Raw genomic sequence first — 23,937 nt, 5'->3', positions numbered from 1 at the left:
CCAAAGCTTGCGGCAGCGATCGGGCGAACCGAGCCACTGAAGAGGCTCGCCAGCCTGCTCTATCCCGCCTACGAGGCGCGGCTGGCTCGCTCTCTGCGGGATCTGCCGCGCCCGGCCCACATCGCCATCATGGCCGACGGCAACCGACGCTGGGCCAGGGAGAACGGCTTCACCGACGTCTCTCATGGGCACCGCGTGGGCGCTCGTAAAATCGCCGAGATGTGCAATTGGTGCGACGAGATGGGCATCGCTTCGGTGACCGTGTACCTGCTCAGCACCGAGAACCTCAAGCGTGAGCCGGAGGAACTCGAGCTGCTGATCAAAATCATTGGGGACGTCGCCGACGAGCTTGGGCAGGCGAAAGCTGGCTTCCGAGTGCACTCCGTGGGGCACCTCGAGCTGCTGCCACAGCAGCTGCGGGAGCGACTGGAACGCAACGAGAAGCTCACCGCCAATAACACGGGCGTGTGCGTCAACGTCGCGGTCGGCTACGGCGGACGGCAGGAGATCGTCGACGCGGTGCGAGACACCGTCGCGGAACTCGCTGCGGACGGCACGCCGGCGGAAAAGATCGCCGAGAAAATTACCGTCGATTCCCTGGGCAATCACATGTACACCAAGGGGCAGCCAGACCCGGATCTGGTGATTCGGACCTCGGGGGAGCAGCGGCTCTCTGGCTTTCTGCTGTGGCAGTCGGCCTACTCCGAGATTTGGTTTACGGACACCTACTGGCCGGCGTTCCGGCGGGTAGACTTCCTCCGAGCGCTGCGGGAATACTCCCAGCGTCACCGCCGCTTCGGGCTTTAGGCCAGTGCTGTACTGGTTGCTCTGAGCCGCCATGGGCGGCCTGGTGGCAGCGTCAGCTGTGGGAGGGCGGGGCTAAATCTTGCGCATCCGCACCCGGTCGACGAGGTGATCTGCACCCTTGCGCATCACCAGGCTGGCGCGGATCCGGGTCGGCAAGATGTTCTCCATGAGGTTGGGCAGGTTCACTGTCTGCCAGATCTCCCGGGCGACCTGGGCGGCCTGTTCGTCGCTCAATCCCGCGAGGTGGTGGAAGTGCGCTTCCGGGTCCTTGAAGGCGGTGTTTTTCAGACGCAGGAATCGGGAGATGTACCAGTCCTCAATGTCTTCAACCCGGGCGTCGACGTACACGGAGAAGTCGAAGAGATCGCTGACCATGAGGGTGGGGCCGGTCTGCAGCACGTTGAGGCCCTCGACGATGAGGATGTCCGGCTGGTCAACGACCTCGAACTCACCGGCAATTCGGTCGTAGGCCTCGTGCGAGTAGACCGGTGCCTTGACGTTGCGGGCGCCTGATTTCACCTTGGTCACAAAATTCAGCAGCGCTTGCTGATCATAAGACTCGGGAAAGCCCTTGCGGTGCAGCAGACGACGGCGTTCCAGCTCGGCGGTGGGGAAGAGGAACCCGTCCGTGGTGATCAGGTCCACCCGGGGGCTGGAGTCCCAACGCTGCAGCAGCACCTGGAGCACACGCGCGGTGGTGGACTTCCCGACGGCCACGGAGCCGGACACACCGATGATGTACGGCGTGGGAGGCATCGGTTCGCCGATGAAGGTCTCGGTGGCCTGATTCAGGCTGCGCTGGGCCTCGACCCGCAGGTTAATGAGGCGGGACAGCGGCAGGTAGACCTCGCTGACCTCGTCCAAGTCAATCTCGTCGCCGATGCCGCGCAGCTGGTCGAGCTCCGATTCGCTCAAGACCTGCGGCATGGACTTGCGGAGTTCGCGCCACTGGCTCCTTTTGAGTTCGATAAAGGGCGATTCAGTCGCGTCCGCGGAGGCGCGCTGGGGCGTACGATTCATGGCCTCATTGTGCCTGTGTGGGGGGAGATAACCCAAATGTGCTAGGTGTGCTGTGACCTGCGTCCGGGGCAGACGCTAAGATGTGGGGCGCAACGCAACAACACCTTCTACCCCCAAGAATCGGTCTGCATTCTTGGCGGTATACACCTTTTTGAAGGAAGGCCGACGGAAACTTATGTCCGATTCTCCACAGACCATCCAGCACAACGTGCCGCTGGCCGAACTCGACCCGGATGTCGCCCGCGCGATCGACGGTGAGCTGGCCCGCCAGCGCAACACTCTCGAAATGATCGCGAGTGAGAACTTTGTGCCGCGTGCAGTGCTGCAGGCGCAGGGCTCCGTCCTGACCAACAAGTACGCCGAGGGTTACCCGGGACGCCGTTACTACGGCGGCTGCGAGCACGTCGACGTCATCGAGGACCTGGCCCGCGACCGCGCGAAGCAGGTCTTCGGCGCAGAGTTCGCCAACGTGCAGCCGCACGCTGGTGCGCAGGCTAACGCCGCCGTCCTTATGGCGCTGGCGAGCCCACGGGATAAGATCCTGGGCCTGTCCCTGGCTCACGGTGGTCACCTGACCCACGGCATGCACCTGAATTTCTCCGGCAAGCTCTACGAGGCCATCGCCTACGAGGTGGACCCGGAGACCATGCGCATCGACATGGATAAGGTCCGCGAGCAGGCCCTCAAGGAGAAGCCGACCGTCATCATCGCCGGTTGGTCCGCCTACCCGCGCCACCAGGACTTCGCTGCCTTCCGCTCCATCGCGGACGAGGTCGGCGCGAAGCTGTGGGTCGATATGGCCCACTTCGCAGGTCTGGTCGCTGCTGGTCTGCACCCGTCCCCGGTCCCGCACGCTGACGTCGTGTCCACCACCGTCCACAAGACCCTCGGCGGCCCGCGTTCCGGCCTGATCCTGGCGAAGCAGGAGTGGGCGAAGAAGCTCAACTCCGCAGTCTTCCCAGGCCAGCAGGGCGGCCCGCTGATGCACGCCGTTGCTGCGAAGGCCGTTGCCATGAAGGTGGCCCAGACCGAGGAGTTCCGTGACCGCCAGGCCCGCACCCTCGAGGGCGCGAAGATCCTGGCTGAGCGCCTGTCCGCTGCTGACACCAAGGGTGCTGGCGTCGAGGTGCTCACCGGCGGCACCGACGTCCACCTGGTGCTGGCTGATCTGCGTCACTCCGAGCTGGATGGCCAGCAGGCTGAGGATCTGCTGCACGAGGTTGGCATCACCGTCAACCGAAACGCCGTTCCTTTCGACCCACGCCCGCCGATGGTCACCTCCGGCCTGCGCATCGGTACCCCGGCCCTGGCTTCCCGCGGCCTGGACACCGCTGCCTTCACCGAGGTCGCGGACGTCATCGGTACCGCGCTGGCACAGGGTAAGAACGCCGACGTCGACGCGCTGCGTGCTCGTGTTTCCAAGGTTGCCGAGGACTTCCCGCTGTACGAGGGCCTCGAGGACTGGAAGCTGGTCTAAGAATGGCTCAGTCCGCTGTGAATCCGCAGGGCGGTGGGGCCGGAGCCGCATCCCAGCCCTCTGGGGCGGGGCACGCGCTGATCATCGTTGACGTGCAGAATGACTTCGTCGACGGCAGCCTGGCTACCGAACGTGGCGCGCAGGCCGCCGAAGCGATCAGCAAGCACATCGCCGGCCTGCACCGTTATGACGTCATCGTGGGGACGAAGGATTGGCACATCGACCCAGCCGGGCATTTCGCCCCGGAGGGTACGGAGCCGGACTACCAGGACACCTGGCCGGTGCACTGCGTTGCCGGAACCACCGGCGCACAGTCGCACCCGGCGCTTGCGACCGATCAGGTCGAGGCGTGGTTCCATAAGGGTGAGTACGAGCCCGCCTACTCGGGCTTTGAAGGCCACCTCGCGGACTCTCTTGCGGTCGCGGAAGCGAAGAGCGCTGCTGCCGAAGAGGCCCGTCCGAAGGTAGTCCTCGCGGAATGGCTGCGTTCCCGCCGCATTGGTCAGGTGACCGTGGTTGGTATCGCGACCGACTTCTGCGTGCGCGCCACCGCGCTGGATGCGAAGGCCGAGGGCTTCGACGTCAATGTGATCCCGCGTCTGTGCGCGCCGGTGTCAGCAGCGGGGGAGGAAGCGACCCTCGCCGAACTGCGTGAGGCCGGTATCGAGGTGAAGTAGTCGCAGTCGTGACTCAAAGCCGAAAGAACCCGATGGTTTCCACCATCGGGTTCTTTGTTGTGTTGCTCACCGGGCGCGGGCGGGGCGCTCAAGCTGCGCCCACCGGGTGAGAAACAGGGGGAGTGGCTTACTCGCCCTTAGCCAGCTTGCGGGAGATGATCTCCAGCATGATCTCGTTCGGGCCACCGTAGATTGGCTGGACGCGAGAGTCCAGGTAGTGGGTAGCGATCGGGTACTCCATCATGAAGCCGTAGCCGCCGTGCATCTGCAGTGCCTGGTTCACGACCTCGATCTGCAGCTCGGTGGTGTGGTATTTCGCCATCGCAGCGGTGGTCTCGTCCAGCTCGCCCTTGACCTTGGCCTCGATGCAGGCATCGACGAAGGACTGTGCAGCCTGCAGGCCCTGGACCATCTTGGCCAGCTCCCAGCGGTAGGCCTGGTGGTCGACCAGACGGTTGCCGAAGGTCTTGCGGTCCTGGGAGTGCTGGTACACCAGGTCGAAGGCGCGACGGGAGGTCGCGACAGAGCCCACGGCGATGGACAGGCGCTCCTGAGCCAGGTTGTGGCGCAGGTAGCCAAAGCCAGCGCCGCGCTCGCCCAGCAGGTTCTCGGCCGGGACCTGGACGTTCTCGAAGGAGAGCTCGGCGGTGTCCTGGGACTTCAGGCCGACCTTCTTCAGCGGGCCGGTCTTGGTGTAGCCCTCCATGCCGTCCTCGACGATGAGCAGGGAGATGCCGGCGCGGCCCTTCTCCGGATCGGTGATGGCGACGATGATGGTGAAGTCTGCCTGAACACCGTTGGAGATGAAGGTCTTCGCACCATTGACGGTGAAGGAGCCGTCGCCGTTGTCGCGGGCCAGGGTGCGGATGCCAGCCAGGTCGGCGCCGGCCTCCGGCTCGGTCATGGCGATCGCGGCGATCTTCTCACCGGAGCACAGCGGCTTGAGGAAGCGCTCCTTCTGCTCGTCGTTGGCGAAGCGCTGCAGGTATGGGATGACCAGGTCGTTGATGGTCTGGATGCCCACGATGATGGAGCCGGAGTCTGCCTTGGCAAGCTCCTCGGTCAGCACGGCGTTGAAGCGGTAGTCATTCATTCCGCCGCCGCCCCACTGCTCGTCGACCTCCATGCCCAGCAGGCCCATGTCGCCGGCCTTCTTGAACATCTCGCGGTCGACGTAGCCCTGGTCGTGCCAGCGCTCCACGTTCGGGCGGATTTCGGTCTCCACGAAGCCACGGACGGCCTCGCGGAACATCTCGTGCTCTTCGTTGAACAGGGTGCGCGGAAGGTAGTTCTTCATGTTGTCCTCTCCGGAAGTCGGGGGATGTTCGGTGAAAGAGCCGGCACAGTTCGCACTGTGACCCAGAACTCTTAATGCTTATGTTCATAGTAACGCTTTGTGGCCTCAGTCACCTATTTATGAAGAAATATTTTTTAAACCCTTGTGTACGAACTTAGGTAATGCTAACCTCAAGTCAGCGCCCACGGGGGATCATCTCACGAGGTGCGCCAGTAGTGGATAGTCGTTTTCCGCCGCGCCGCTCGGGAAGGACCCTCTTCTCGCCTTGCCGGGCAACTTGTCACGGCGCGAAGGAAAGCGATGGGTTGAAAAGCTGCCGTGGCCTAGTCACCCACGGCGGTCAATGGGGTACACCCGGTGTCGTCGCACGGGTACCAAAAACTCAGGCGGGGCTTAAGCACTGTGATGCTTAAGCCCCGCCTGAGGTCTCTCTCAAATCTTCATGCCCCCAGCGGGGACGAGCTAGTTCTTACCGCCTGGGCGATTTTCCGCCAGCGACTTCCGAGCCTCTCGCAGCCACTCTGGCTGATTCTCCAGCAGCTCCTTGATCTCAGCGGTGGTCAGCGGCTTATCCAGCTCATTCTTGCGCAGCGCAGTGATCGTAATGCCCAGCTTCCGTGCCACTTCCGGGCGTGGGTGGGGACCCTCGAGGCGCAGCTGCTGCAGCCATTCTGGCGGGTTCTGCTGCAGCTCGACGAACTCCTCGTGAGCCAGCGGGGTGTTCTGGAAGTCCTCCGGGGCGGCCGGGAGATAGATCCCCAACTTCTTCGCCGCCGTCATTGGCTTCATCTTTGGCCCCTTGGAGACCTTCTTATCTGTCATTGCTTCTCCTGAACGTTCAGACATTCTGTGCCGAGCCGATGATTCTCTCGTCCGCGCGCCGCCAGACGCAGCGCCCGCATGCTCAACTTTTCCGCCACCCATCCTAGAGCCAAGTACTCGCTAACCCCGCCTCGCGACAGCCCGCTCCTTAAGTTCCTTAAGTACCCGTGGAGCCTCGCGATAGGATGTTTCCATGGCACAGCTCGCCCCGCGATACCTCCGCGTCGTCTTTAGTCCCGGCATCAACCCGGACAAGTGGTTCGCTCGCTTCGACGACCGCGTCCCCGGTTGGCGCAGTGCTGGCGCCGCTACGGACGCCCCGCTGGCATACATCACCAATGGAGAAGCAGACGTTGCGATCGCCCGCCTCGGCCAGGGTGGTGTGCCGAAGGAAAAATTCCACGCCGTGACCCTCTACGAGGAACAAATGGGTGTGGCCGCCCCCAAGGAACACCCGATCGAGGTGCTTGACCGAGTCAAGTGGGCCGAACTCTCCGACGAGATGTTCATGTACACCACGCCCGCCGACGGCATCGACGATCTGCCTCAACTCCGCGAGATGCTGGGAGTTGTCGCAGCCAACGTCGGCATCGCCGTCGCGCCCCGCCCCCTCCTACGGGCCCTAAGAGTCAGGGGAGTGGTCAACCGCGAGCTCCTGCTCCCGACCCCACGAGGCGAAGATCCGGAAGCAGGCTCAGCCGATAGCGCGGCGGGGAGCAGCGAGGCGGAGGGCACCGCACCCGTGCCGGAGCTGCCCGGCACAACCGTCGTCGCCGTCGTATGGCTGAAAGAACGGGACGCCGAGGAAATACAGGAATTCGTCGGCATCTGCCGCGGCCGAAAGGCCGGAAGCAGCCGAGGGGAACTCAGCGGCGCGGAACAGAAACGCGCTGGTCGAGCGCAAAGAAACGCGACGTCGTCGACAAGCGCCTCACGACGATCCCGCGGACCCGCAGGTGCGCGCAAGAAAAGCGGAAAGAAAAGTTGGAAAGGTCGCCGGCACTAAGGCAGAATCTGTGCCATGACGACCGTGGGTAAGAACACTCCAGAGACGACGGGCGGATCCGAGCAGAAGATCCAGGACGTCGAAAGCCCGAAGCGCGCAGAAGATAGCGTCATCATCCGCAACCTCCGTGAAGAAGACTACCCGGAAGTGCGCGCCATCTTGCAAGAAGGAATGAATACCGGCGAGGCCACCTTCGAGGCTGAAGCCCCCGAATGGGAAGACTTCCGGGCAGCCCGCCTACTGGAGCTGACCTTCATCGCCGAGGACGAAACCACCGGCAAGATCCTCGGCTGGATCGCAGCATCCCCAGCGAGCCAGCGCGAAGTCTTCCACGGCGTGATCGAAGACTCGATCTACATGTCCAGCGACGCCAAGGGGCGCGGCGTAGGCGGCAAGCTCCTCGACACCCTCATCGCCGAGGCCACCAAGGCAGGTCGCTGGTCCATCCACTCCCACATCTTCCCGGAGAACGAAGGCTCCGTGCGCCTGCACGTCTCCCGTGGCTTTGAGCTCGTCGGGACGTTCCACTCCATGGCGAAGATGAGCTACGGGCCCAAGAAGGACGTCTGGCGCGATAACCAGGTCTACGAACTCGTCCTCGAAGAAGGGCCCGCCCGCAACGGCGAATAATTCCCCCGCCCCAGCTGAGGCGCTGGGTTTGATGTCGCGCCCAGCTGAGCCGCTTCGCTAGGATAGCGTCTCGCTGAGGCGCTGGGGCCGAATAAAGACCAGCACTAACCCCGCCACCAGCATCGCCGGCGCCAACCATCCCAACACCGGCACCAGCGCATCGTTATACGCGCCCACCACAGCATCCCGCACCGGAGTCGGCAGCTCGTGCACCGCATGTGGCGTCAAACTGTGCTGACCGCCGTGGGCGAACTTCTCCGCGTACGGCGCCGCCTCAGGCCCCATCGCAGCCAGCGCCTTCGGCAGCCGCTGCGACATAAACTCACCGGCCCGGTGGCTGAACAAACTGCCCACCACCGCGGCACCCACCGAACCGCCGATCTGACGGAAGAAGTTATTCGCCGCCGTCGCGGTACCAACAATCTTGATGGGGAAGGTGTTCTGCACCACCAGCGTCAAGATCGGCACCGTCAAGCCCAACCCCACACCAAACACCGCGAGGCATAGCCCGAGGTACTTCATGGAGGAATCCGGGGTCAGCCGTCCCACCATCACCAACGCGACCGTCGCGATCCCCAGCCCCACAATGGGGAAGTACTTGTACTTGCCTGTGCTGGAGATGTAGCGGCCCGACGTCGTCGAGGAGATGAGCATCCCGGCCATCATCGGGATCATCATGAGGCCCGCAGCAGTGGGGGACAGGCCATGAATCATCTGGATATACGTCGGCAGATAAGCCATGGCGCCGAACATCGCCACACCAACGATGATGCTGGAGATCGTGGTCAGCGCGAAGTTGCGCACCCCAAAGAGATTCGTCGGCAGCACCGGGTTCGACACCCGTGGTTCAACCACCAGGAACAATGCGGTGGCCACGATGGTGGTACCCAGCAGCCCCAAGATGACCGGGTCGGTCCAGCCGTAATCCCGGCCGCCCCACGTCAACGCCAGGATCAACGTGCTCGTTGCAGCAGCCAACAGCAGGGAGCCGAACCAGTCGAAAGGTGCACGCTCTCCGCGCCGCGGCAGCTTCAGCGCGAACGCCGAAAGAGTGAAGGCGATGACCGCCAGCGGCACGTTGAACCACAGCGCCCACCGCCAGCCTGGGCCGTCGGTAAAGAATCCACCCAGCAGCGGGCCGAGCACACTCGATAGGCCAAAGACTGCGCCCATGAGCCCCATGTACTTGCCACGCTCGCGAGCCGGGACTACGTCGGCGATGATCGCCTGCGAGAGAACCATCAGGCCGCCGCCGCCCACGCCCTGCACCGCGCGGGCGAGGATCATCATGCCCATGGACTGCGCATTCGCGCCGATAATCGAGCCGAGCAGGAAAACCGCAATCGCGAACAGATACAGCGGCTTGCGCCCGAGCTGATCGCCGAGCTTGCCGTAGATCGGCATGCCAATGGTCATCGTCACCAAAAATGCGGTGATGACCCAGCTCATCTTGTCCGCCCCGCCCAGCTCGCCGACCAGCGTCGGCAGCGCGGTGGCGAAGATCATCTGTCCCAGCGAGGACATGAGCATGCCGATCATCAGCGAGGCGAAGACCAGCGGGACGTTATTTTGCTTGCGGTAGTCCTCCGTCGTGGAGGCAGGATCAGATTCTGTCATGAACTTTTTCTTACTGTTGGGGGTGATTGTCGAAATGTTTTCCAGTTGAGGACGCCACGTCCCCGCCTTCAGGCTTGCTACTCAAAGCTCAGCCGGTCGAAACCAGCATGGAGCGTGCCGAGAGCGTGGGTAGCGGCATCGAAAACCTCGGCATCGGCGATGCCGCTACCAGAACTATGTGCCAGGGCCAGCGCGGACCACACTGTGGAGGTCACCATGTTGACCAGCAGAAGCGCTTCCTGCTCGAGTGCTAGATCCCGCAAGCATCGATTGGCGGGGTGCTCGGTCAGATTGGCAATAATGGCCTTTTGGAGCCTCTCTTTAGCCAAATCGAGCGAGTGATGGCGGGCGTAGAGCAGCTCGGGGGAGGTGCGTAGCAGTACAGCACGGCGCCGGGTGATCTCTCGGGAGAGCGCTGGATCGATCGAACGGGCGTGGCGCCGTTCCCTGACCTCGATATGCGCCCGGCCGACCAGCTCCACCACCCGCGCCGGGAAGGGAAGCCCCTCTTCGGCAGGCAATTCGGTGATCTCTGCGAGTAGGGCCGGGGTGTTGACGCTGGCTGAAGGGCCGCTCAGCAGCTGATCCTTGGACTCGAAGTAATTGAAAAAGCTCCGGCGGCTAATGCCCGCGCCTTCGCAAATCTGCTCCACGGTCACCGCATCCACGCCGTGCTCGAGAAAGAGGCGGGTAGCTACATCCTCAATGGCGAGGGTGGTTTGGAGTCGGTTTCGCTCACGCCGACCAGTCGGCGGACCGCTGTGGTCGGGCGAATATTCGGAATCTCGGTGCTGTGTCACCTAAAAAAGATTACACTCGGTGCACTATTGCATGCAATGCAAAAATGTGTGAGATGGCCGATACTTCGGCCGTACATTGCGCACAAGAAAACCGGCCGGGCCACGGTGATCCGTAGCCCGGCCGGCGACGCGGCGCGTGAACTGCTCTAATGCCAGTTCATCGCGGCGGAATGCTCTTTAGAAGCGATCGCGGTCGGTGTTGGCCATAGCCAGCACGTCGAGGCGCTTGTCGAGCTCCTCCTCAGAGAGCTTCTCCGGGACGAAGCCCAGGTCGATGACGGTCTGGCGGATGGTCTTACCCTCAGCCAGCGCGGTCTTCGCGACCTTAGCTGCGTTCTCGTAACCGATCGCGGAGTTCAGCGGGGTCACGATGGATGGGGACTTCTCAGCCTCCAGCTTCATGTGCTCCTCGTTGGCCTCAAGACCATCGACGAGGCGCTCAGCGAAGACGGTTGCGGTGTTCGCCAGCAGCTTGATGGACTCGAGCACGTTGCGGGCCATCATCGGGATGAAGACATTCAGCTCGAACTGACCCTGGGTGCCACCGAAAGCGATCGCGGCGTCGTTGCCGATGACCTGCGCGGAGACCTGGGTTGCAGTCTCACACAGAACCGGGTTGACCTTGCCCGGCATGATGGAGGAGCCCGGCTGCAGGTCCGGCAGGTGCAGCTCACCCAGGCCGGTCAGTGGGCCGGAGCCCATCAGGCGGATGTCGTTGGCGATCTTGTAGAAGGAGACGGCGACGCTGCGCAGCGCGCCGGACATCTCGACCAGACCGTCGCGGTTGGCCTGAGCCTCGAAGTGATCCTCGGCCTCCTTCAGGACGTCTAGGCCGGTGAGGTTCTTGAGCTCCTCGGTGACCTTCGCGCCGAAGTCAGCCGGGGTGTTCAGGCCGGTGCCGGTTGCGGTGCCGCCGATCGGCAGCTCGCCGACACGCGGCAGGGTAGCCTTCACGCGCTCGATGCCGAGCTCGATCTGGCGGGCGTAACCGCCAAACTCCTGGCCCAAGGTGACCGGAACCGCGTCCATCAGGTGGGTGCGGCCGGACTTCACGACGTTCTTGTACTCCTTGGCCTTGTTCAGGAGGGAAGCCTCAAGCTTCTCCAGGGCCGGAATGAGGTCCTTGACGGCAGCCTCGGTGGTGGCGACGTGGGTGGCGGTCGGGAAGGTGTCGTTGGAGGACTGGCCCATGTTGACGTCGTCGTTCGGGTGGACCTCGACGCCCGCCTGCTTAGCCAGGGATGCGATGACCTCGTTGGTGTTCATGTTCGAGGAGGTACCGGAGCCGGTCTGGAAGACGTCGATCGGGAACTCGGCGTCGAACTCGTTATCGGCGATACGCAGGGCGGCGTCGACGATGGCCTGGCCCTTCTCCTCCGGGAGCAGGCCACGCTCGATGTTGACCTTGGCGCAGGCTGCCTTCAGCAGGCCCATCGCGCGGATCTGTGCGCTCTCCAGCGGGCGGCCGGAGATTGGGAAGTTCTCCACTGCGCGCTGGGTCTGGGCGCGCCACAGGGCCTTCGCCGGGACCTTAACCTCGCCCATCGTGTCGTGTTCGATGCGGAACTCTTGATCGGTCATAATCGCTACCTTCTTTTCTGAAGAATTAATAGTTCGGATTATCGCGCGCCCCAGCTGGGGCGGGGAGCTCCAGGCGCTCCCCATGCCACAGAACATTCTACCGAGCTTTGCGGCAAGCGGGTTGCGCGGCGGTTTTCATGCGAGTGGGGAGCGCTTGGCGTTCGCTTTAGATATAGTCGAGCACCGAGTACTCCTGCAGCTTGCCCAGCTGGTGCTGGGACTCCAGGAAGCGGATCGTGCCGGACTTCGAGCGCATGACCAGGGAACGGGTCACCGCGGAGCGGTTGCGGTAAGACACGCCGCGCAGCATGTCACCGTCGGTCACGCCGGTGGCGACGAAGTAGCAGTGCTCGGAGTTCACCAGGTCGTCGGTGGTGAGGATCTTGGACAGGTCGTGGCCGGCGTCGATGGCCTTCTCGCGCTCGGCGTCGTCCTTTGGCCACAGCTGCCCCAGGATCTCGCCACCCATGCACTTCATCGCGGCGGCGGTGATGACACCCTCCGGGGTGCCACCGATACCCATCATGATGTCCACGGAGTTGGTGGAGTAGTCCTGGGCAGCGGCGACCGCGCCGGCGACATCGCCGTCACCGATCAGTCGGACCTTCGCGCCGGCCTCGCGGATCTCGCGGATCAGGTCGTGGTGGCGTGGGCGGTCCAGAACCACGACGGTGACCTCCTCAGGGGCGATGCCCTTGGCCTTTGCGACGACCTGGATGTTGTGGGATGCCGGTGCGTCCAGCTCGATCAGGCCCTTAGCCTCCGGGCCGACGGCGATCTTCTTCATGTAGAACACGGCGGATGGGTCGTACATGCTGCCGCGCTCGGCAGCCGCGATAACGGAGATCGCGTTCGGGCGGCCCTCTGCCATCAGGGTGGTGCCGTCCACCGGGTCGACGGCGATGTCCACCGCTGGACCCTTGCCCGTGCCGACGGACTCGCCGTTGAACAGCATCGGCGCTTCGTCCTTCTCACCCTCACCGATGACGACGACGCCGTCCATCGCGACGGAGTTGATCATCATGCGCATCGCGTCCACAGCGGCGCCGTCGCCGGACTCCTTCTGGCCGCGACCGACCCACTTTCCGGATGCGAGAGCAGCAGCCTCCGTCACGCGCACGAGCTCCATGGCGAGGTTGCGATCTGGGGCCTGCTTGGTCGACTGCGGGGTGGCGCTGGAATTATCGGCGGACATGGTGTTAAACCAACTCTTTCACTCGATTGAATCGTGCGGGCTGAGCGTGCTGATCGACTCCACCACGGTTTTCTCGTTTCGGCAGAGTGCAGCCCTGTACGGCACTCATTTTATATCTCTCCACACACAGAGGTCGGCAGCGACGTGGGGACTGCCCTAACTGGGGTCGCACCCTTGATTGCTCGTGAGGGTGGGGAATTACCAATTCCCCCTGCTTTTGGGATAATGACCGGCGTGCGTATCGAAAAGCCCCGTCTATTTCAGTCCACGAAGGACATCCTGCTGACCCTGGGTGTCCTCCTCCTCGTGACGTTCTTCACGGTGGGTTTTACCGGCCTGTGTTCTTTCAACCCAGGCGGGCCGGATAAGTCTGGCCCGGTTCGTGAGGTGGACGCCCATTCCTTCCTGACCTTGGAGGCTCGGGGTATGAGTTTCCCGCTGCGGGAACCCAAGATGCCAGAGGGGTGGGTGCCGAACTCCGCTCGCCGATCCCAGGTTGGGGCCGAGCCGGCGCCGCTGGTGGGTTGGGTGATCGACGGAGAGCGATACATCTCGCTGCGCCAGACATCTGCGGACTTTAAGGCGGCAACCCAGCCGGATCAGCACTTCCGCGAGGCCGCGGGGACCGAGGAAGCCGGCGGGCTGACCTGGCACGTCTACAAGGGGGAGGACGCCCGCCCAATTTGGGTCGCCGACGCCGGCGAGACGCGCTTGATTCTGGAGGGGATGGCCAGCCACGAGGACATGGCCACCGCCGCTGAGATCACGGCGAAGACCGAGCCGATGGAGGTGGCAGCTGAATCTCAGACCACCGGGGGAGCTCCCGCAAGCGATGGTGCGTCAGACTCCGGAGTTGCCGGCGGAGCATCCAGCGACGCACGGTAAGAGGCTAAGAGCTGCTCGGAGTACCGGCTTGGGCCCCGGCCCCGTCCTGTGCTGAAGAGCCCTGGCTCGCATTGCCCTGCGGCGAACCGCCCTGGCCTGCGTTTTCCCGCGCGGCCAGGGCTTTTTCGATGCGCGTGCTTGCTCCATCGAGATACTTCTCGCAGTACGCTGCTAGCTCCTCGCCCCGCTCCCAGTAATTCAGCGATTCGTCGAGGCTCATCTGGCCAAGCTCGAGGATGCGAACGACCTCTACCAGCTCGTCGCGGGCCTGCTCATAGTTCAGTTCCTCGATTGGGCGAAACTTCTGCTGTTCACTCATGGGTGCTCCTTGTACTGATCTTTAAAAACTATTCTTCGTCGGTCTTCGTCGCCGCATTATCCCGCGCCGTATCGGAAGCCTCCGCGCCGGGGGCTCGCTCGACCGCCATGGCGGCTGCGGTCACGGAACCATCCGCCACCCGGATGCGCAGCTGCGAGCCAGGGCTGACATCCGCCACCGTGGTGACCACGGCAGGTCCCGACCCATCTCGGGGGATGACCTGCATGATCGAATAGCCACGGGCTAGAGTCTGGGAGGGCCCCAAGGCGTTGACCTGGGCGCGCAGCGAGCTGATGCGGGAGCGCATGTCGCGAACGAGTAAGCCCAGCGCGCGGTCTTTTCGGCCCACCGCCTCTTCGATGATCTCCCGCTGCCTGCGTAAGGGGAGCAATGGGTCAGCCAGCACTGGTCGGGAACGGACCCCCTCAAGCTGCCGTCGCTCCGAACGCACCCAACTGCGGAGGGCACCAACGGCCCGTTGGCGCAGTTCCGCGATAGCCTGCTGCTCGCCGAGCACATCCGGAACCACCTTCTTCGCCGCATCGGTCGGTGTTGCGGCGCGCACATCGGCAACCAGATCAAGCACTGGATTATCCGGCTCGTGCCCAATTGCCGAGACCACGGGAGTACGCATCCGTGCCACCGCGCGGACGAGCGCTTCCTCGGAAAACGGCAGCAGGTCTTCCACCGAGCCACCGCCGCGAGCGACGATGATGACGTCCACGTCCTCGTCAGCTTCGAGCCGCTGCAGCGCGGCGACCACCTCGGGCACGGTATTCGGGCCCTGCACCGCGGTATTAATCACTTCGAAGCGCACGGCTGGCCACCGCTGCTGGGCGACACTCAGCACGTCGCGTTCCGCGGCAGAACCCCGCCCGGTCACCAGCCCGATCTTCTTCGGCAGAAACGGGGGAGCGGACTTCAAACGAGGGTCGAAGAGCCCCTCGGCGCTCAGCGCCCGCTTCAACTGCTCAATGCGTGCCAGCAGCTCGCCTACACCAACCTGTCGCACTTGGGTCACCCATAGGGAGAAGGAACCCCGGCCCGCGTAGAAGGCGGGTTTGCCGTAGACCACCACTCGGTCGCCATCACGCAACGGGGTCGGCAGGTTCTGCAGAGTGCGGGTGTTCATGGTCAGTGGAATGGAGAGGTCCTTTTCCACATCACGCAGGGTGATGTAGGACAGCTTCCACGTCGGCTTCATGTTGACCTGCGTGATCTGGCCCTCCACCCACAAGAAGCCAAGGCGTTCGATCCACCCCTTGATCTTCTGGTTGACCATGGATACGGGCCACGGCTGCTCCGGTGAGTTCGCGTTCATGCGAGTCATTGTAGAGATCGCTGCAGACAAGCCAGGGAGGCCTCGCAGACAATGCGCGCTTGCTTACCGGCGAACACGGTTCGACGTCCGCCCCAACGGCCGCGGCGGAACCGCGGAAAAGCCCATGATTTGGCAGCTGGGCTAAGGTGGGGAGCATGACTCTGCCTGGTACTACCGACACCCGACCAAACGACGACACCTCTGCGGCCACCCCAGCGGACACCGCGGGGAAGAAGAAGGTTTACCTCGCCGCACCGCGCGGCTACTGCGCCGGCGTGGATCGTGCCGTTGAGACCGTAGAAAAGGCGCTCGAAAAGCATGGCGAGCCGCTTTATGTCCGCAAGGAGATCGTGCACAACAAGCACGTCGTCAAGACCTTCGAGGAACGCGGCGTGATCTTCGTCGATGAAGCCGACGAGGTGCCCCGCGGATCCAACGTCGTCTTCTCCGCCCACGGCGTGTCCCCGGCCGTCCGCGACCAGGCCCGCCAGCTGGAGCTGAAGACCTTCGACGCGACCTGCCCGCTGGTCACCAAGGTGCACCACGAGGTCACTCGCTTCGCGAAGCAGGGCTACCAGATCATCCTCATCGGCCACCACGGTCACGAGGAGGTCGAAGGCACCGCAGGCGAGGCGCCGGACGTCGTCCACCTTGTCGAGGACCAGGAGGATGTCGACAAGCTGGAGTTCGCGGATGACGAGAAGCTCGTCTGGCTGTCTCAGACCACCCTCTCCGTCGACGAGACGATGCGCACTGTGAAGATGCTGCGGGAAAAGTTCCCGCACATCCAGGATCCGCCGTCCGACGACATCTGCTACGCCACGCAGAACCGCCAGGTCGCGGTGAAGGCCATTGCTCCGAAGGTTGACCTGATGATCGTCGTCGGTTCCCAGAACTCTTCCAACTCGGTGCGCCTCGTCGAGGTCGCACTGCAGAACGGGGCGAAGGATGCCCACCTCGTCGACTACGCCGAGCAGGTCAAGCCGGAGTGGTTCGAGGGCGTTGAGAACGTCGGAGTGACCTCGGGCGCCTCCGTGCCTGAGATCCTCGTCCGCGGTGTGCTCGAGCTGCTCGCCGAGCGGGGCTACGCCGACGTCGAAGAGGTCACCACCGCCACGGAGGACTTGATCTTCTCCCTGCCACGCGAGCTGCGCCCGTCCCGCACCGCCGGCCGGAAGGCTTAGGCGCCCGTACAGTGAAGCCAGGATAGGGGAATGATCCGCCTGGTTTGATGCGAAAACCCACCACGAGCATCGTCGTGGTGGGTTTTGCTCTTGCTAGGGATCGAGGCTGAAAGCTGTGTCAGCTGGCGTGTCCCTGTGCGCGGACCAATTCGGTTATCCCGCAGGTGACGCCCCGCTCCCCGCTAGTAGTCGCGGTCCTCAGCGGATGCCCGCCCGGTGCCGGTGTCTCGGCTCCGCGGCAGGGGGCTGCGGCGGTTGTCGTAATCCGAAGAACCAAAGCGCGACTCGCCATCGGCGGGGGAGGGGTAGCCAGTGGAGTATCGGGATGAAGACCCAGAGGAGCGATACCGCTGAGCCGAGCGCTCATCAGCCCGGCCCGGGACACCACGACGGCGCTCGGAGGATGCCCGCAAATCCTCCCGGCTATAGCTGCGGGCGCCCTCAGTACGGCGCTGTTGGAATCGCGCCGGGTCGAAGGGCACATTCTTCCCGCTGGTAGCCGAACGCCGGTGCGCGGCACGAGAACGAGCACGCTGGGAGAGCTCCTCGTTGGAGCGGTTGGCGTCGGACTGGCGGCGCCGGCGCTGCGTGGCCCTGGCCCGCGCACGGTCGACGCTCTCCCGGTACAGCCACCACCGCACCGCAGCGATCAGCACGCAGATCAGCATCGTGACAGCGAGCCACAGGTAATGCTGGACGATTGGGTAGGCGGACGTCGCCAACTTCGCCTTGGCCGAACCGCCGGAGGGGGCTGCGATGCGGGCGATGATGAACGTCCCCACGACGAACCAGAGTGGGAACGAGGCCACCGTCAGGAACAGGCCACGCGGCTCCACGAACAGGGTGGAGACCACCATGGCGGCGGCGAAGAGCACGAAATACCTCGTGGGCAACGTTGTGCTGCCCCAGCCGATGACAAGCCCAGTGAGCAACACCGCGGTCATCACCAGCAGGGGAGACCAGACGGGGAAGCGGGAACTTGAGTTATGCGGTGAGGTATCAGACACGGCCATTGATGTTACTTATCGCCCTTGCGTAGCGGGTTAAGCAGGTTGCTGAACGTCAGCTTTTCCTTAGTGACCTTCATCGCATGACGCTGGCCCTCCAGCCACTGCTCCGCCTTGCGCTGGGATTGCGCACCGGACAGAGAACCCGCGGTGGTGGCGAACTCGATATCCTCCATGGACTTCTCGCCCGTCGCGAGATCCGTCAGATCGCCCATGTAGCGCAGCACGACGGCGATCATTGCGGCAGCCGGCACCGCCAGGAACGCGCCGATGATGCCGAAGAGCGTGCCACCCAGCGTCACTGCCAGCAGCACGATGACCGGGTGGAGGTCCATCGCCTTGGCCTGCAGCCACGGCGACAGGACATTGCCCTCCAGCTGCTGAACAGCCAGCACCAGGATCAGGGTGAAGATCGCGGTCTTGAAACCAACGCCCACCAGTGCGATCAGGACCGAGAGAACACCGGCGACCGTGGCACCGACGATCGGGATGAAGCCCGCGAAGAAGGTCAGAACCGCGAGCGGGCCGGCCAGCGGAACACCCATGAGGAAGAGGCCACCGCCGATAAATACGGCGTCGATGAAGGAGACCAGCGCCTGGGTGCGGATGAACCCGCCGAGAGTCTGCCAGCAACGGGTCAGAGCCTCGGTGAGGTGCCAACCGACACGGCGACCGGTGATGCGGCGGATCATCGGCAAGAATTTCTCGCCGTCCTTGAGGAAGAAGAAAGTCAGCACCAGCATGATGAACAGCGTCATCAGTGCTGACAGGGTGGCGGAAGCGCCCGCGGCGACCTCAGAGGCGATACGTCCCGACTGGTTCTGCAGCCAGCTCGTCGCCTGGTTCAATGCATCGTTGAACTGGCTCTCCTGGAGATTGACCGGCGGGCCCTGCAGCCAGCGCTGAATCGTGCGAATACCGGCGTTGGCCTGGCTTGCCAGCTCTCGGGACTGATCCACCGCCGGTGGAATGATCAGTGCGAACAGGCCAGCGATTACTACGAAGAAGCCGATGATGGTCGTGGCGACCGCCAGTGCGTTCGGGAAGTGTAGCTTCTCACGCAGCACGCGGACGACCGGCCACAACACGGTACAGACGATGAGCGCCAGCAGAACCGGCAGGATGCCCACCCACAGCTTGCCGAAAGCCTTGGACGCCACGAAGGCGGCCAGGGCGATGATCAGCAGGCGCAGGCACCAGCCCGCGAACCAGCGCACGGAGGTGCCCAGCACCTCGGCACGATCCCGCACTTCGGGGTTGAGATCCTCGGCCTCATCAAGGCTGGTGTACTTATCCAGCGACCCGTCGTGGAGGTGAGGATGCTTCTTGTGGAATTCGCGAGACTTCTCGCTCAACTTCTCGGCGAGCTTATTCTTGCCGTCGGCGTGCTCGTTGCCATCGCTTTCGTTATCCGCCATTCCTTCTGGGATAGCGGGCGCAGCACCGTCGACGTTGACGCCCTTGGCGCCGCTCTCATCGTTCTGCATGGACTGGTTGTCCGTGCTGCTACGGCTGCGACCCTGATCTTCGGGCAGGGGCAGGGTGGACTCGTGATCAGCACGCCGAGAACCAGCGAGGAAGTCGGCGAAGTCGCGCTCGCCGTCGTGGTCGGGGAGATGCGCGCCCTCGCCACGGCCACTGTTGCGGGGTTCCTTGGAAGAATTCATGTATCCATCATGCCTGAAAGGTGCGCCAAAACAATGCTTAACCCCACCGCAAATCATGGATTTGCCGGTGGGGTTAGTTGTTAAGGCGGGGAGGGGGCTAGGACACCCGCACGGCGGCGAGCGCCTCGTCGTGAGTGCCTGGGGCAGTTCCCAGCTCACCGGATTCCTCATCGGTGCTGTTGGTCAGCATGATGACAGATCCGACGAGGCCACCCCAGATGACGAGGATGAAAAGCACCATCATGATCAGCGCGATTGCGGTCATGTTAGTTGTCTCCCTTCTTGGCGGGGTTCGGGGTGGCCGTGGTGGCAGCCGAGCCCTGTGCGGCTACGGCCAGGGTGTTTGGTTCGTTCTTCTTGCGGCCGAACTTCGGCACGCCGTAGTCCGAGCCCGGGATGCCATTGACGTGGACTCCCTGGCGGAACGGAGCGGTCGTCATGGTGACGGCTGCGATTGCGATGACCACAAGCACTAACCAGCCATACGTGGTGATCTGAGCGGTGCCGTAGCCCTCGTAGGGCTCCTTAATCAGGCCGAGGATCTCCGAGATCATCGTGTACAACAGGACGATCGGGGTCAGGACGAAGGCGAAGAACTGCCAGACCGGACCAACCTTCACGGAGGACACGGCGTTGAGGTGCTGAGTCATCTCCACACGGCGCTTGAACACCCACGCGGTGAGAATGAGGGACAGCGAGGCACAGAAGATGATGCCGATGTTGTTCGTCCACTTATCCATGATGTCCAGGGCGATCAGTCCGGTGGTCGCGGAGAACAGCAGGGTGGAGATGGTGCCCATGACCGCGCCGATGATGATCGCGGCGGTCTTGCGCTCCAGGTTGAACTTGTCCTTCACAGCGGAGACCACGACCTCCATCAGGGAAATCAGAGAGGTCAGGCCGGCGATGAACAGCGAGACGAAGAACAGGATGCCGAAGACCTCACCGAAAGGCATTTCGTTAATGATCGTCGGGAAGGCAACGAAGGCTAGGCCGATGCCACCGCTGACAACCTCAGAGACGTCGGTCTGCGTCTGGTGAGCCATGAAACCCAGGGCTGCGAAGACACCGATACCGGCCAGCAGCTCGAAGGAGGAGTTCGCGAAGGCAGTCACCATGCCGGTGTTCGTCAGGTTGGTGCGTGGCTTCAGGTAGGACGCGTAGGTGGTCATGATTCCGAAGCCGATAGACAGGGAGAAGAAGATCTGGCCGTAGGCGGCGATCCACACGCCCGAGTCCGTCAGTGCGCCCCAGTCCGGGGTGAAGAAGGCATTCAGGCCATCGAGCGCGCCGTCGAGGAATAGTGCGCGAACGACCATGAGAACGAACAGGATGATCAGCAGGGGGACGAAGATAGTGGTGAGCTTACCGATACCCTTGTTGACATCTGCCGCCAGCACGATGGTGGTGATCACCCACACTGCGATCATCATCAGCAGAATAGGGATAATGAACTTACCCGAGTGAGTGGACTCGGCGTCCAGGTGCAGGAAGTCGTTGAAGAAGTAGGACTCGGTGTCCGTGCCCCAGCCCAGGGAGAGCGACTTCCATGCGTAGAGGCCTGCCCAGCCGATGATGGCGGCGTAGTAGATGGTGATGAAGAAAGCCACGCCCACCTGCAGCCAGCCGATCGGCTCCGCGCGGCGGTCCATGCGGCGGTAAGCCAACGGTGCTGAGGCACGGAAACGGTGGCCGATGCTGAAGAAGAACCACAGCAGCGGGACACCCGCCGTCAGCAGGGCGATCAGATAAGGGATGAGGAAGGCACCGCCGCCGGAGTCGTAGGCGACGTAGGGGAACGCCAAATATTGCCCAGGCCCACGGCCGAGCCAATCGCCGCCATGAGGAATACCAGGCGGGTGTTGAAGGTTTCGCGGGCCTGGGAGCCCGAGTCGTCGGTGAATGCTCCGGGTGAGGTTGTGGAGCCACCGGGCGTTGTGGAGCTCATAATGTGGTGCGTCCTATCGAAAAGATAGTAGCGGGAGGCCACCGGCGGGTCCAGTGATCTACCTCACGCTCTTGAAAAGGGGATATTAGCAACACACAGCGAATTCCAAGTGATTTTTGACGTACTTTCTCGATCAACATTGGGTAGGGTGGCGCGTTTGAACCAAGGGGAGTACTTCAGGCAAGCTAGAAGGCACTATTCGATCGCATCTGTAAGGACTTGTTGAGTGTCTCTCACCCTTGGAATTGTTGGCCTGCCGAACGTCGGCAAGTCCACCCTTTTTAACGCGCTGACCCGCAATGACGTGCTGGCGGCGAACTACCCCTTCGCCACGATCGAGCCGAACGAGGGCCTGGTGGAGCTGCCGGACCCGCGCCTGGATCGCCTGGCGGAAATCTACGGCTCTGAGCGCATCCTCCCGGCCACCGTCACCTTCGTGGACATCGCCGGCATCGTTAAGGGCGCATCCGAGGGCGAGGGCATGGGCAACGCCTTCCTGGCCAACATTCGCGAGGCCGACGCGATCTGCCAGGTGGTGCGCGCTTTCACTGACGACAACGTCATTCACGTCGACGGTAAGGTTGACCCGGCCAGCGACATCTCGGTCATCAACACCGAGCTGATCCTCGCCGACCTGCAGACCCTGGAGAAGGCTCTGCCGCGCCTGGAGAAGGAAGCGCGCAAGGACAAGGACGTCGCCGACACCGTCGAGGAGGTCAAGAAGGCCCAGGCTGTCTTGGAGGACGACCGCACGCTCTTCGCCGCATCGAAGACCGGCGAGGTTGACCTGGATCTGCTCCGCGAGCTGCACCTGATGACCGCCAAGCCTTTCCTCTACGTGTTCAACTCCGACGAGGATGTCCTCACGGATGACGCGAAGAAGGACGAGCTGCGCAAGCTGGTCGCCCCGGCCGAGGCCGTCTTCCTGGACGCCCAGAGTGAGACCGACCTGCTGGAGCTGGACGAGGAGGACGCCGCGGAGCTGCTCGCCGCTGTCGGCCAGAACGAGCCGGGCCTGCAGACCCTGGCCAAGGCTGGCTTTGAGACCCTCGGCCTGCAGACCTACCTGACCGCCGGCCCGAAGGAGGCCCGTGCGTGGACGATCCACCAGGGCGATACCGCACCGAAGGCCGCTGGCGTGATCCACTCCGATTTCGAGCGCGGTTTCATTAAGGCTGAGATCGTCAGCTTCGAGGATCTCGACGCGCTGGGCTCCATGGCTGAGGCCCGCGCGGCAGGCAAGGTCCGTCAGGAGGGTAAGGAGTACGTCATGGTCGACGGCGACGTCGTCGAGTTCAAGTTCAATGTAACTTAAGGCGCGCCAGTGTTAGTCGTATGACAACACGTGCTGCCATTTACCTTCGCATCTCGCTCGATGCTGCAATGGACGGTCTTGCCATCGAGCGTCAGCGCGAAGACTGTGAAGCCATTGCAAAGCAGCGTGGCTGGATGGTCGTGTACACCTATGTGGATTAGTCGATCTCGGCCTCTAAGAAAGACGTGGAACGTCCCGATTACGACGCGATGGTGGCTAGTCTTCAGTGAGGCGAGCTAGACGCGATTATCTGCTGGGACTTGGATCGTCTAACGCGGCAGCCCGCGCAGCTCGAAGGGTGGATCGACAGAGCGGAACAGCACGGGTTGAAGCTTTTTACCGCGAATGGTGATGCGGACCTCAGTACTGACGGAGGCCGGATGTTCGCGCGCATCAAGGCGGCCGTAGCACGCGGTGAAGTCGAGCGTAAAGGGGCTAGGCAGTCACGCGCCCAACAGCAGCGTGGAGAGCGAGGGCAGACACCGTCCTCGCCGGCTACGGCGCAACGCAGGCGATGCCAGGCCCGCTGTTCACGTTCGCGTCCTTCCTCGGTGCCAGACACCACGCGCAGGTGCGGCCCTGGCTGGAGCGAATGCCGCGGTGGTCGGCATTCTCGGTGCAGCGCTGTACACCCCGGTGTTCACCGCCGGGGTTTCCGGCGTGATCACTCTGTCCATCACCGTGGTCTGCTACGCCGCGCCCACCTCGTGGAAGGTCCCGCCCTGGGCGGTCGTCATCGGCGCGGCCCTGGTCGGCTGGATTGTGCTGTGAACTTCGCTCTCGTCCGGTGCTCGGCGCTGAAGCGCGCCAAGGGAGGGAACCGGGACTAGAGCGTCACGTTGGCCAGCACCGCACCGGTGGGTTGCGCCGCGCCGGCGGCGACTTCCTCGGTGACGAGGGCTGAAGCAGTTCCACCGGGCAGCGGCATCCACACGTCGTCGTGGGGTTCTTGGCCGATGACTCCAGCCGATTCCATGGCGCCGTCATCCATGACTGCCCACACTTGTGCCCCCCCCCATGCCGTCGTCGAGAGCTGGCTGGCCGTTGACCATGGCGCCGCCCTTGCCCATGTCAGAGCTGATCACGATGTCGAGGCTCGCGCCCATCGCGTCGGCCTGACCTTGACGCGCGTCTGCCTTGGGGATCGAGGACGCAGGCGTGGTGGAAGTATTTGCCGACGTCCACGCCAATGACGAAGTCATAGGCCATGGGTGTGTTCCTCCTAGCGATGAATTAGAAGTTGGACTATTCGAGCTTCATCGCTGGGGGTGGTCGGACATACTTAGTACTGGCATCTACATTACTGTGAGACCTCATACCACCTGGGCTGGGTCAGGTTCCTATTAGCAGTTTGAGTATGTC

General features: G+C 63.2%; 21 protein-coding genes and 3 pseudogenes. 10 read left to right on the top strand and 14 right to left on the bottom strand.

From position 1 onward, the window contains the following. Positions 1 to 18 precede the first annotated feature (18 nt). Positions 19 to 807, top strand: coding sequence for an isoprenyl transferase (locus QP413_RS03645; protein WP_236251583.1), 789 nt, complete (start codon positions 19 to 21; stop codon positions 805 to 807). 72 nt (positions 808 to 879) lie between these two features. Here the strand turns inward: QP413_RS03645 and coaA are convergent, their stop codons facing one another. Then, entirely contained in the window at positions 880 to 1,827 is a 948-nt protein-coding gene (gene coaA, locus QP413_RS03640) for a type I pantothenate kinase (RefSeq protein ID WP_012359855.1), read from the bottom strand. A gap of 175 nt (positions 1,828 to 2,002) precedes the next feature. On the opposite strand from coaA, the gene glyA reads away from it, so the two are divergent. Then, positions 2,003 to 3,304 carry a serine hydroxymethyltransferase gene (gene glyA, locus QP413_RS03635; RefSeq protein WP_284780667.1) on the top strand — a complete coding sequence of 434 codons (1,302 nt, stop codon included), beginning with the start codon at positions 2,003 to 2,005 and terminating at the stop codon, positions 3,302 to 3,304. 2 nt (positions 3,305 to 3,306) lie between these two features. Then, a complete protein-coding gene (locus tag QP413_RS03630; RefSeq protein ID WP_284780666.1) occupies positions 3,307 to 3,981 on the top strand; it encodes an isochorismatase family protein in 675 nt (224 codons plus the stop codon). A gap of 127 nt (positions 3,982 to 4,108) precedes the next feature. Here the strand turns inward: QP413_RS03630 and QP413_RS03625 are convergent, their stop codons facing one another. Further along, positions 4,109 to 5,278: an acyl-CoA dehydrogenase family protein gene (locus tag QP413_RS03625; RefSeq protein WP_012359858.1), complete on the bottom strand. Its 1,170-nt coding sequence runs from the start codon at positions 5,276 to 5,278 to the stop codon at positions 4,109 to 4,111. Positions 5,279 to 5,740: 462 nt separating this feature from the next. Further along, entirely contained in the window at positions 5,741 to 6,067 is a 327-nt protein-coding gene (locus tag QP413_RS03620) for a DUF5997 family protein (RefSeq protein WP_187289744.1), read from the bottom strand. 226 nt (positions 6,068 to 6,293) lie between these two features. On the opposite strand from QP413_RS03620, the gene QP413_RS03615 reads away from it, so the two are divergent. Next, positions 6,294 to 7,106 (top strand): LysR family transcriptional regulator substrate-binding protein, encoded by an 813-nt coding sequence (locus QP413_RS03615; protein WP_284780664.1) that lies wholly within the window; start codon positions 6,294 to 6,296, stop codon positions 7,104 to 7,106. 15 nt (positions 7,107 to 7,121) lie between these two features. Next, positions 7,122 to 7,736 (top strand): GNAT family N-acetyltransferase, encoded by a 615-nt coding sequence (locus QP413_RS03610; RefSeq protein ID WP_012359861.1) that lies wholly within the window; start codon positions 7,122 to 7,124, stop codon positions 7,734 to 7,736. Positions 7,737 to 7,793: 57 nt separating this feature from the next. Here QP413_RS03610 and QP413_RS03605 read toward each other — a convergent pair whose 3' ends face one another. The 4 genes from QP413_RS03605 to glpX all read right to left on the bottom strand — a co-directional run bounded on the left by QP413_RS03605 (position 7,794) and on the right by glpX (position 12,929). Next, the gene (locus QP413_RS03605; protein WP_284780663.1) at positions 7,794 to 9,353 is read right to left on the bottom strand and encodes an MDR family MFS transporter; all 1,560 of its coding nucleotides are present in this window, start codon (positions 9,351 to 9,353) and stop codon (positions 7,794 to 7,796) included. Between the two features lie 77 nt (positions 9,354 to 9,430). After that, positions 9,431 to 10,153, bottom strand: a complete 723-nt coding sequence (locus tag QP413_RS03600) for a helix-turn-helix domain-containing protein (protein WP_284780662.1) — start codon at positions 10,151 to 10,153, stop codon at positions 9,431 to 9,433. Positions 10,154 to 10,330: 177 nt separating this feature from the next. After that, on the bottom strand, positions 10,331 to 11,734 hold the full coding sequence (locus tag QP413_RS03595) for a class II fumarate hydratase (protein WP_012359865.1): 1,404 nt from the start codon (positions 11,732 to 11,734) through the stop codon (positions 10,331 to 10,333). A 166-nt stretch (positions 11,735 to 11,900) separates the two neighbouring features. Beyond that, positions 11,901 to 12,929 (bottom strand): class II fructose-bisphosphatase, encoded by a 1,029-nt coding sequence (gene glpX / locus QP413_RS03590; protein ID WP_012359866.1) that lies wholly within the window; start codon positions 12,927 to 12,929, stop codon positions 11,901 to 11,903. A 225-nt stretch (positions 12,930 to 13,154) separates the two neighbouring features. Between glpX and QP413_RS03585 the strand changes: the two genes are divergently transcribed. Then, positions 13,155 to 13,814 (top strand): DUF4245 domain-containing protein, encoded by a 660-nt coding sequence (locus QP413_RS03585; RefSeq protein ID WP_187289733.1) that lies wholly within the window; start codon positions 13,155 to 13,157, stop codon positions 13,812 to 13,814. A 4-nt stretch (positions 13,815 to 13,818) separates the two neighbouring features. Here QP413_RS03585 and QP413_RS03580 read toward each other — a convergent pair whose 3' ends face one another. Then, entirely contained in the window at positions 13,819 to 14,133 is a 315-nt protein-coding gene (locus QP413_RS03580) for an exodeoxyribonuclease VII small subunit (RefSeq protein ID WP_012359868.1), read from the bottom strand. Between the two features lie 28 nt (positions 14,134 to 14,161). Then, complete coding sequence (gene xseA / locus QP413_RS03575; RefSeq protein ID WP_284780659.1) at positions 14,162 to 15,454, bottom strand: exodeoxyribonuclease VII large subunit; 1,293 nt, start codon at positions 15,452 to 15,454, stop codon at positions 14,162 to 14,164. Between the two features lie 155 nt (positions 15,455 to 15,609). On the opposite strand from xseA, the gene QP413_RS03570 reads away from it, so the two are divergent. Further along, entirely contained in the window at positions 15,610 to 16,638 is a 1,029-nt protein-coding gene (locus QP413_RS03570) for a 4-hydroxy-3-methylbut-2-enyl diphosphate reductase (protein WP_012359870.1), read from the top strand. Between the two features lie 182 nt (positions 16,639 to 16,820). On the opposite strand, the gene QP413_RS03565 is transcribed toward QP413_RS03570, so the two are convergent. From QP413_RS03565 to QP413_RS03550, 4 genes and pseudogenes are all read right to left on the bottom strand, one after another. After that, positions 16,821 to 17,651 (bottom strand): DUF6542 domain-containing protein, encoded by an 831-nt coding sequence (locus tag QP413_RS03565; protein ID WP_200973637.1) that lies wholly within the window; start codon positions 17,649 to 17,651, stop codon positions 16,821 to 16,823. A gap of 5 nt (positions 17,652 to 17,656) precedes the next feature. Next, the gene (locus QP413_RS03560) at positions 17,657 to 19,312 is read right to left on the bottom strand and encodes an AI-2E family transporter (protein WP_284780657.1); all 1,656 of its coding nucleotides are present in this window, start codon (positions 19,310 to 19,312) and stop codon (positions 17,657 to 17,659) included. Between the two features lie 97 nt (positions 19,313 to 19,409). Next, positions 19,410 to 19,577: a methionine/alanine import NSS transporter subunit MetS gene (gene metS, locus QP413_RS03555; RefSeq protein ID WP_012359873.1), complete on the bottom strand. Its 168-nt coding sequence runs from the start codon at positions 19,575 to 19,577 to the stop codon at positions 19,410 to 19,412. 1 nt (position 19,578) lies between these two features. After that, positions 19,579 to 21,155: pseudogene (locus tag QP413_RS03550) on the bottom strand (sodium-dependent transporter). Between the two features lie 331 nt (positions 21,156 to 21,486). On the opposite strand from QP413_RS03550, the gene ychF reads away from it, so the two are divergent. From ychF to QP413_RS03535, 3 genes and pseudogenes are all read left to right on the top strand, one after another. Further along, the gene (ychF, locus tag QP413_RS03545; RefSeq protein ID WP_284780654.1) at positions 21,487 to 22,575 is read left to right on the top strand and encodes a redox-regulated ATPase YchF; all 1,089 of its coding nucleotides are present in this window, start codon (positions 21,487 to 21,489) and stop codon (positions 22,573 to 22,575) included. A gap of 20 nt (positions 22,576 to 22,595) precedes the next feature. After that, a pseudogene (locus tag QP413_RS03540) lies at positions 22,596 to 22,994 on the top strand (recombinase family protein); the annotation flags it as partial. 181 nt (positions 22,995 to 23,175) lie between these two features. After that, on the top strand, positions 23,176 to 23,346 hold the full coding sequence (locus QP413_RS03535) for a hypothetical protein (protein ID WP_218079174.1): 171 nt from the start codon (positions 23,176 to 23,178) through the stop codon (positions 23,344 to 23,346). Positions 23,347 to 23,401: 55 nt separating this feature from the next. Here QP413_RS03535 and QP413_RS10275 read toward each other — a convergent pair. Continuing rightward, positions 23,402 to 23,696: pseudogene (locus QP413_RS10275) on the bottom strand (anti-sigma factor); the annotation flags it as partial. Positions 23,697 to 23,937 lie beyond the last annotated feature (241 nt).

This window comes from Corynebacterium sp. UMB4614 (assembly GCF_030217065.1).
Taxonomy (GTDB): domain Bacteria; phylum Actinomycetota; class Actinomycetes; order Mycobacteriales; family Mycobacteriaceae; genus Corynebacterium.
This window is presented reverse-complemented; position numbering and strand designations above follow the sequence as displayed.

What these genes read in the sequence shown, in the direction of transcription:
- coaA (WP_012359855.1), bottom strand. Translation starts at nt 1,827, where the DNA reads ATGAATCGTACGCCCCAGCGCGCCTCCGCGGACGCGACTGAATCGCCC.
- glyA (WP_284780667.1), top strand. Translation starts at nt 2,003, where the DNA reads ATGTCCGATTCTCCACAGACCATCCAGCACAACGTGCCGCTGGCCGAA.
- QP413_RS03630 (WP_284780666.1), top strand. Translation starts at nt 3,307, where the DNA reads ATGGCTCAGTCCGCTGTGAATCCGCAGGGCGGTGGGGCCGGAGCCGCA.
- QP413_RS03625 (WP_012359858.1), bottom strand. Translation starts at nt 5,278, where the DNA reads ATGAAGAACTACCTTCCGCGCACCCTGTTCAACGAAGAGCACGAGATG.
- QP413_RS03620 (WP_187289744.1), bottom strand. Translation starts at nt 6,067, where the DNA reads ATGAAGCCAATGACGGCGGCGAAGAAGTTGGGGATCTATCTCCCGGCC.
- QP413_RS03615 (WP_284780664.1), top strand. Translation starts at nt 6,294, where the DNA reads ATGGCACAGCTCGCCCCGCGATACCTCCGCGTCGTCTTTAGTCCCGGC.
- QP413_RS03610 (WP_012359861.1), top strand. Translation starts at nt 7,122, where the DNA reads ATGACGACCGTGGGTAAGAACACTCCAGAGACGACGGGCGGATCCGAG.
- QP413_RS03605 (WP_284780663.1), bottom strand. Translation starts at nt 9,353, where the DNA reads ATGACAGAATCTGATCCTGCCTCCACGACGGAGGACTACCGCAAGCAA.
- QP413_RS03595 (WP_012359865.1), bottom strand. Translation starts at nt 11,734, where the DNA reads ATGACCGATCAAGAGTTCCGCATCGAACACGACACGATGGGCGAGGTT.
- glpX (WP_012359866.1), bottom strand. Translation starts at nt 12,929, where the DNA reads ATGTCCGCCGATAATTCCAGCGCCACCCCGCAGTCGACCAAGCAGGCC.
- QP413_RS03585 (WP_187289733.1), top strand. Translation starts at nt 13,155, where the DNA reads ATGACCGGCGTGCGTATCGAAAAGCCCCGTCTATTTCAGTCCACGAAG.
- QP413_RS03580 (WP_012359868.1), bottom strand. Translation starts at nt 14,133, where the DNA reads ATGAGTGAACAGCAGAAGTTTCGCCCAATCGAGGAACTGAACTATGAG.
- xseA (WP_284780659.1), bottom strand. Translation starts at nt 15,454, where the DNA reads ATGAACGCGAACTCACCGGAGCAGCCGTGGCCCGTATCCATGGTCAAC.
- QP413_RS03570 (WP_012359870.1), top strand. Translation starts at nt 15,610, where the DNA reads ATGACTCTGCCTGGTACTACCGACACCCGACCAAACGACGACACCTCT.
- QP413_RS03565 (WP_200973637.1), bottom strand. Translation starts at nt 17,651, where the DNA reads ATGGCCGTGTCTGATACCTCACCGCATAACTCAAGTTCCCGCTTCCCC.
- QP413_RS03560 (WP_284780657.1), bottom strand. Translation starts at nt 19,312, where the DNA reads ATGAATTCTTCCAAGGAACCCCGCAACAGTGGCCGTGGCGAGGGCGCG.
- metS (WP_012359873.1), bottom strand. Translation starts at nt 19,577, where the DNA reads ATGACCGCAATCGCGCTGATCATGATGGTGCTTTTCATCCTCGTCATC.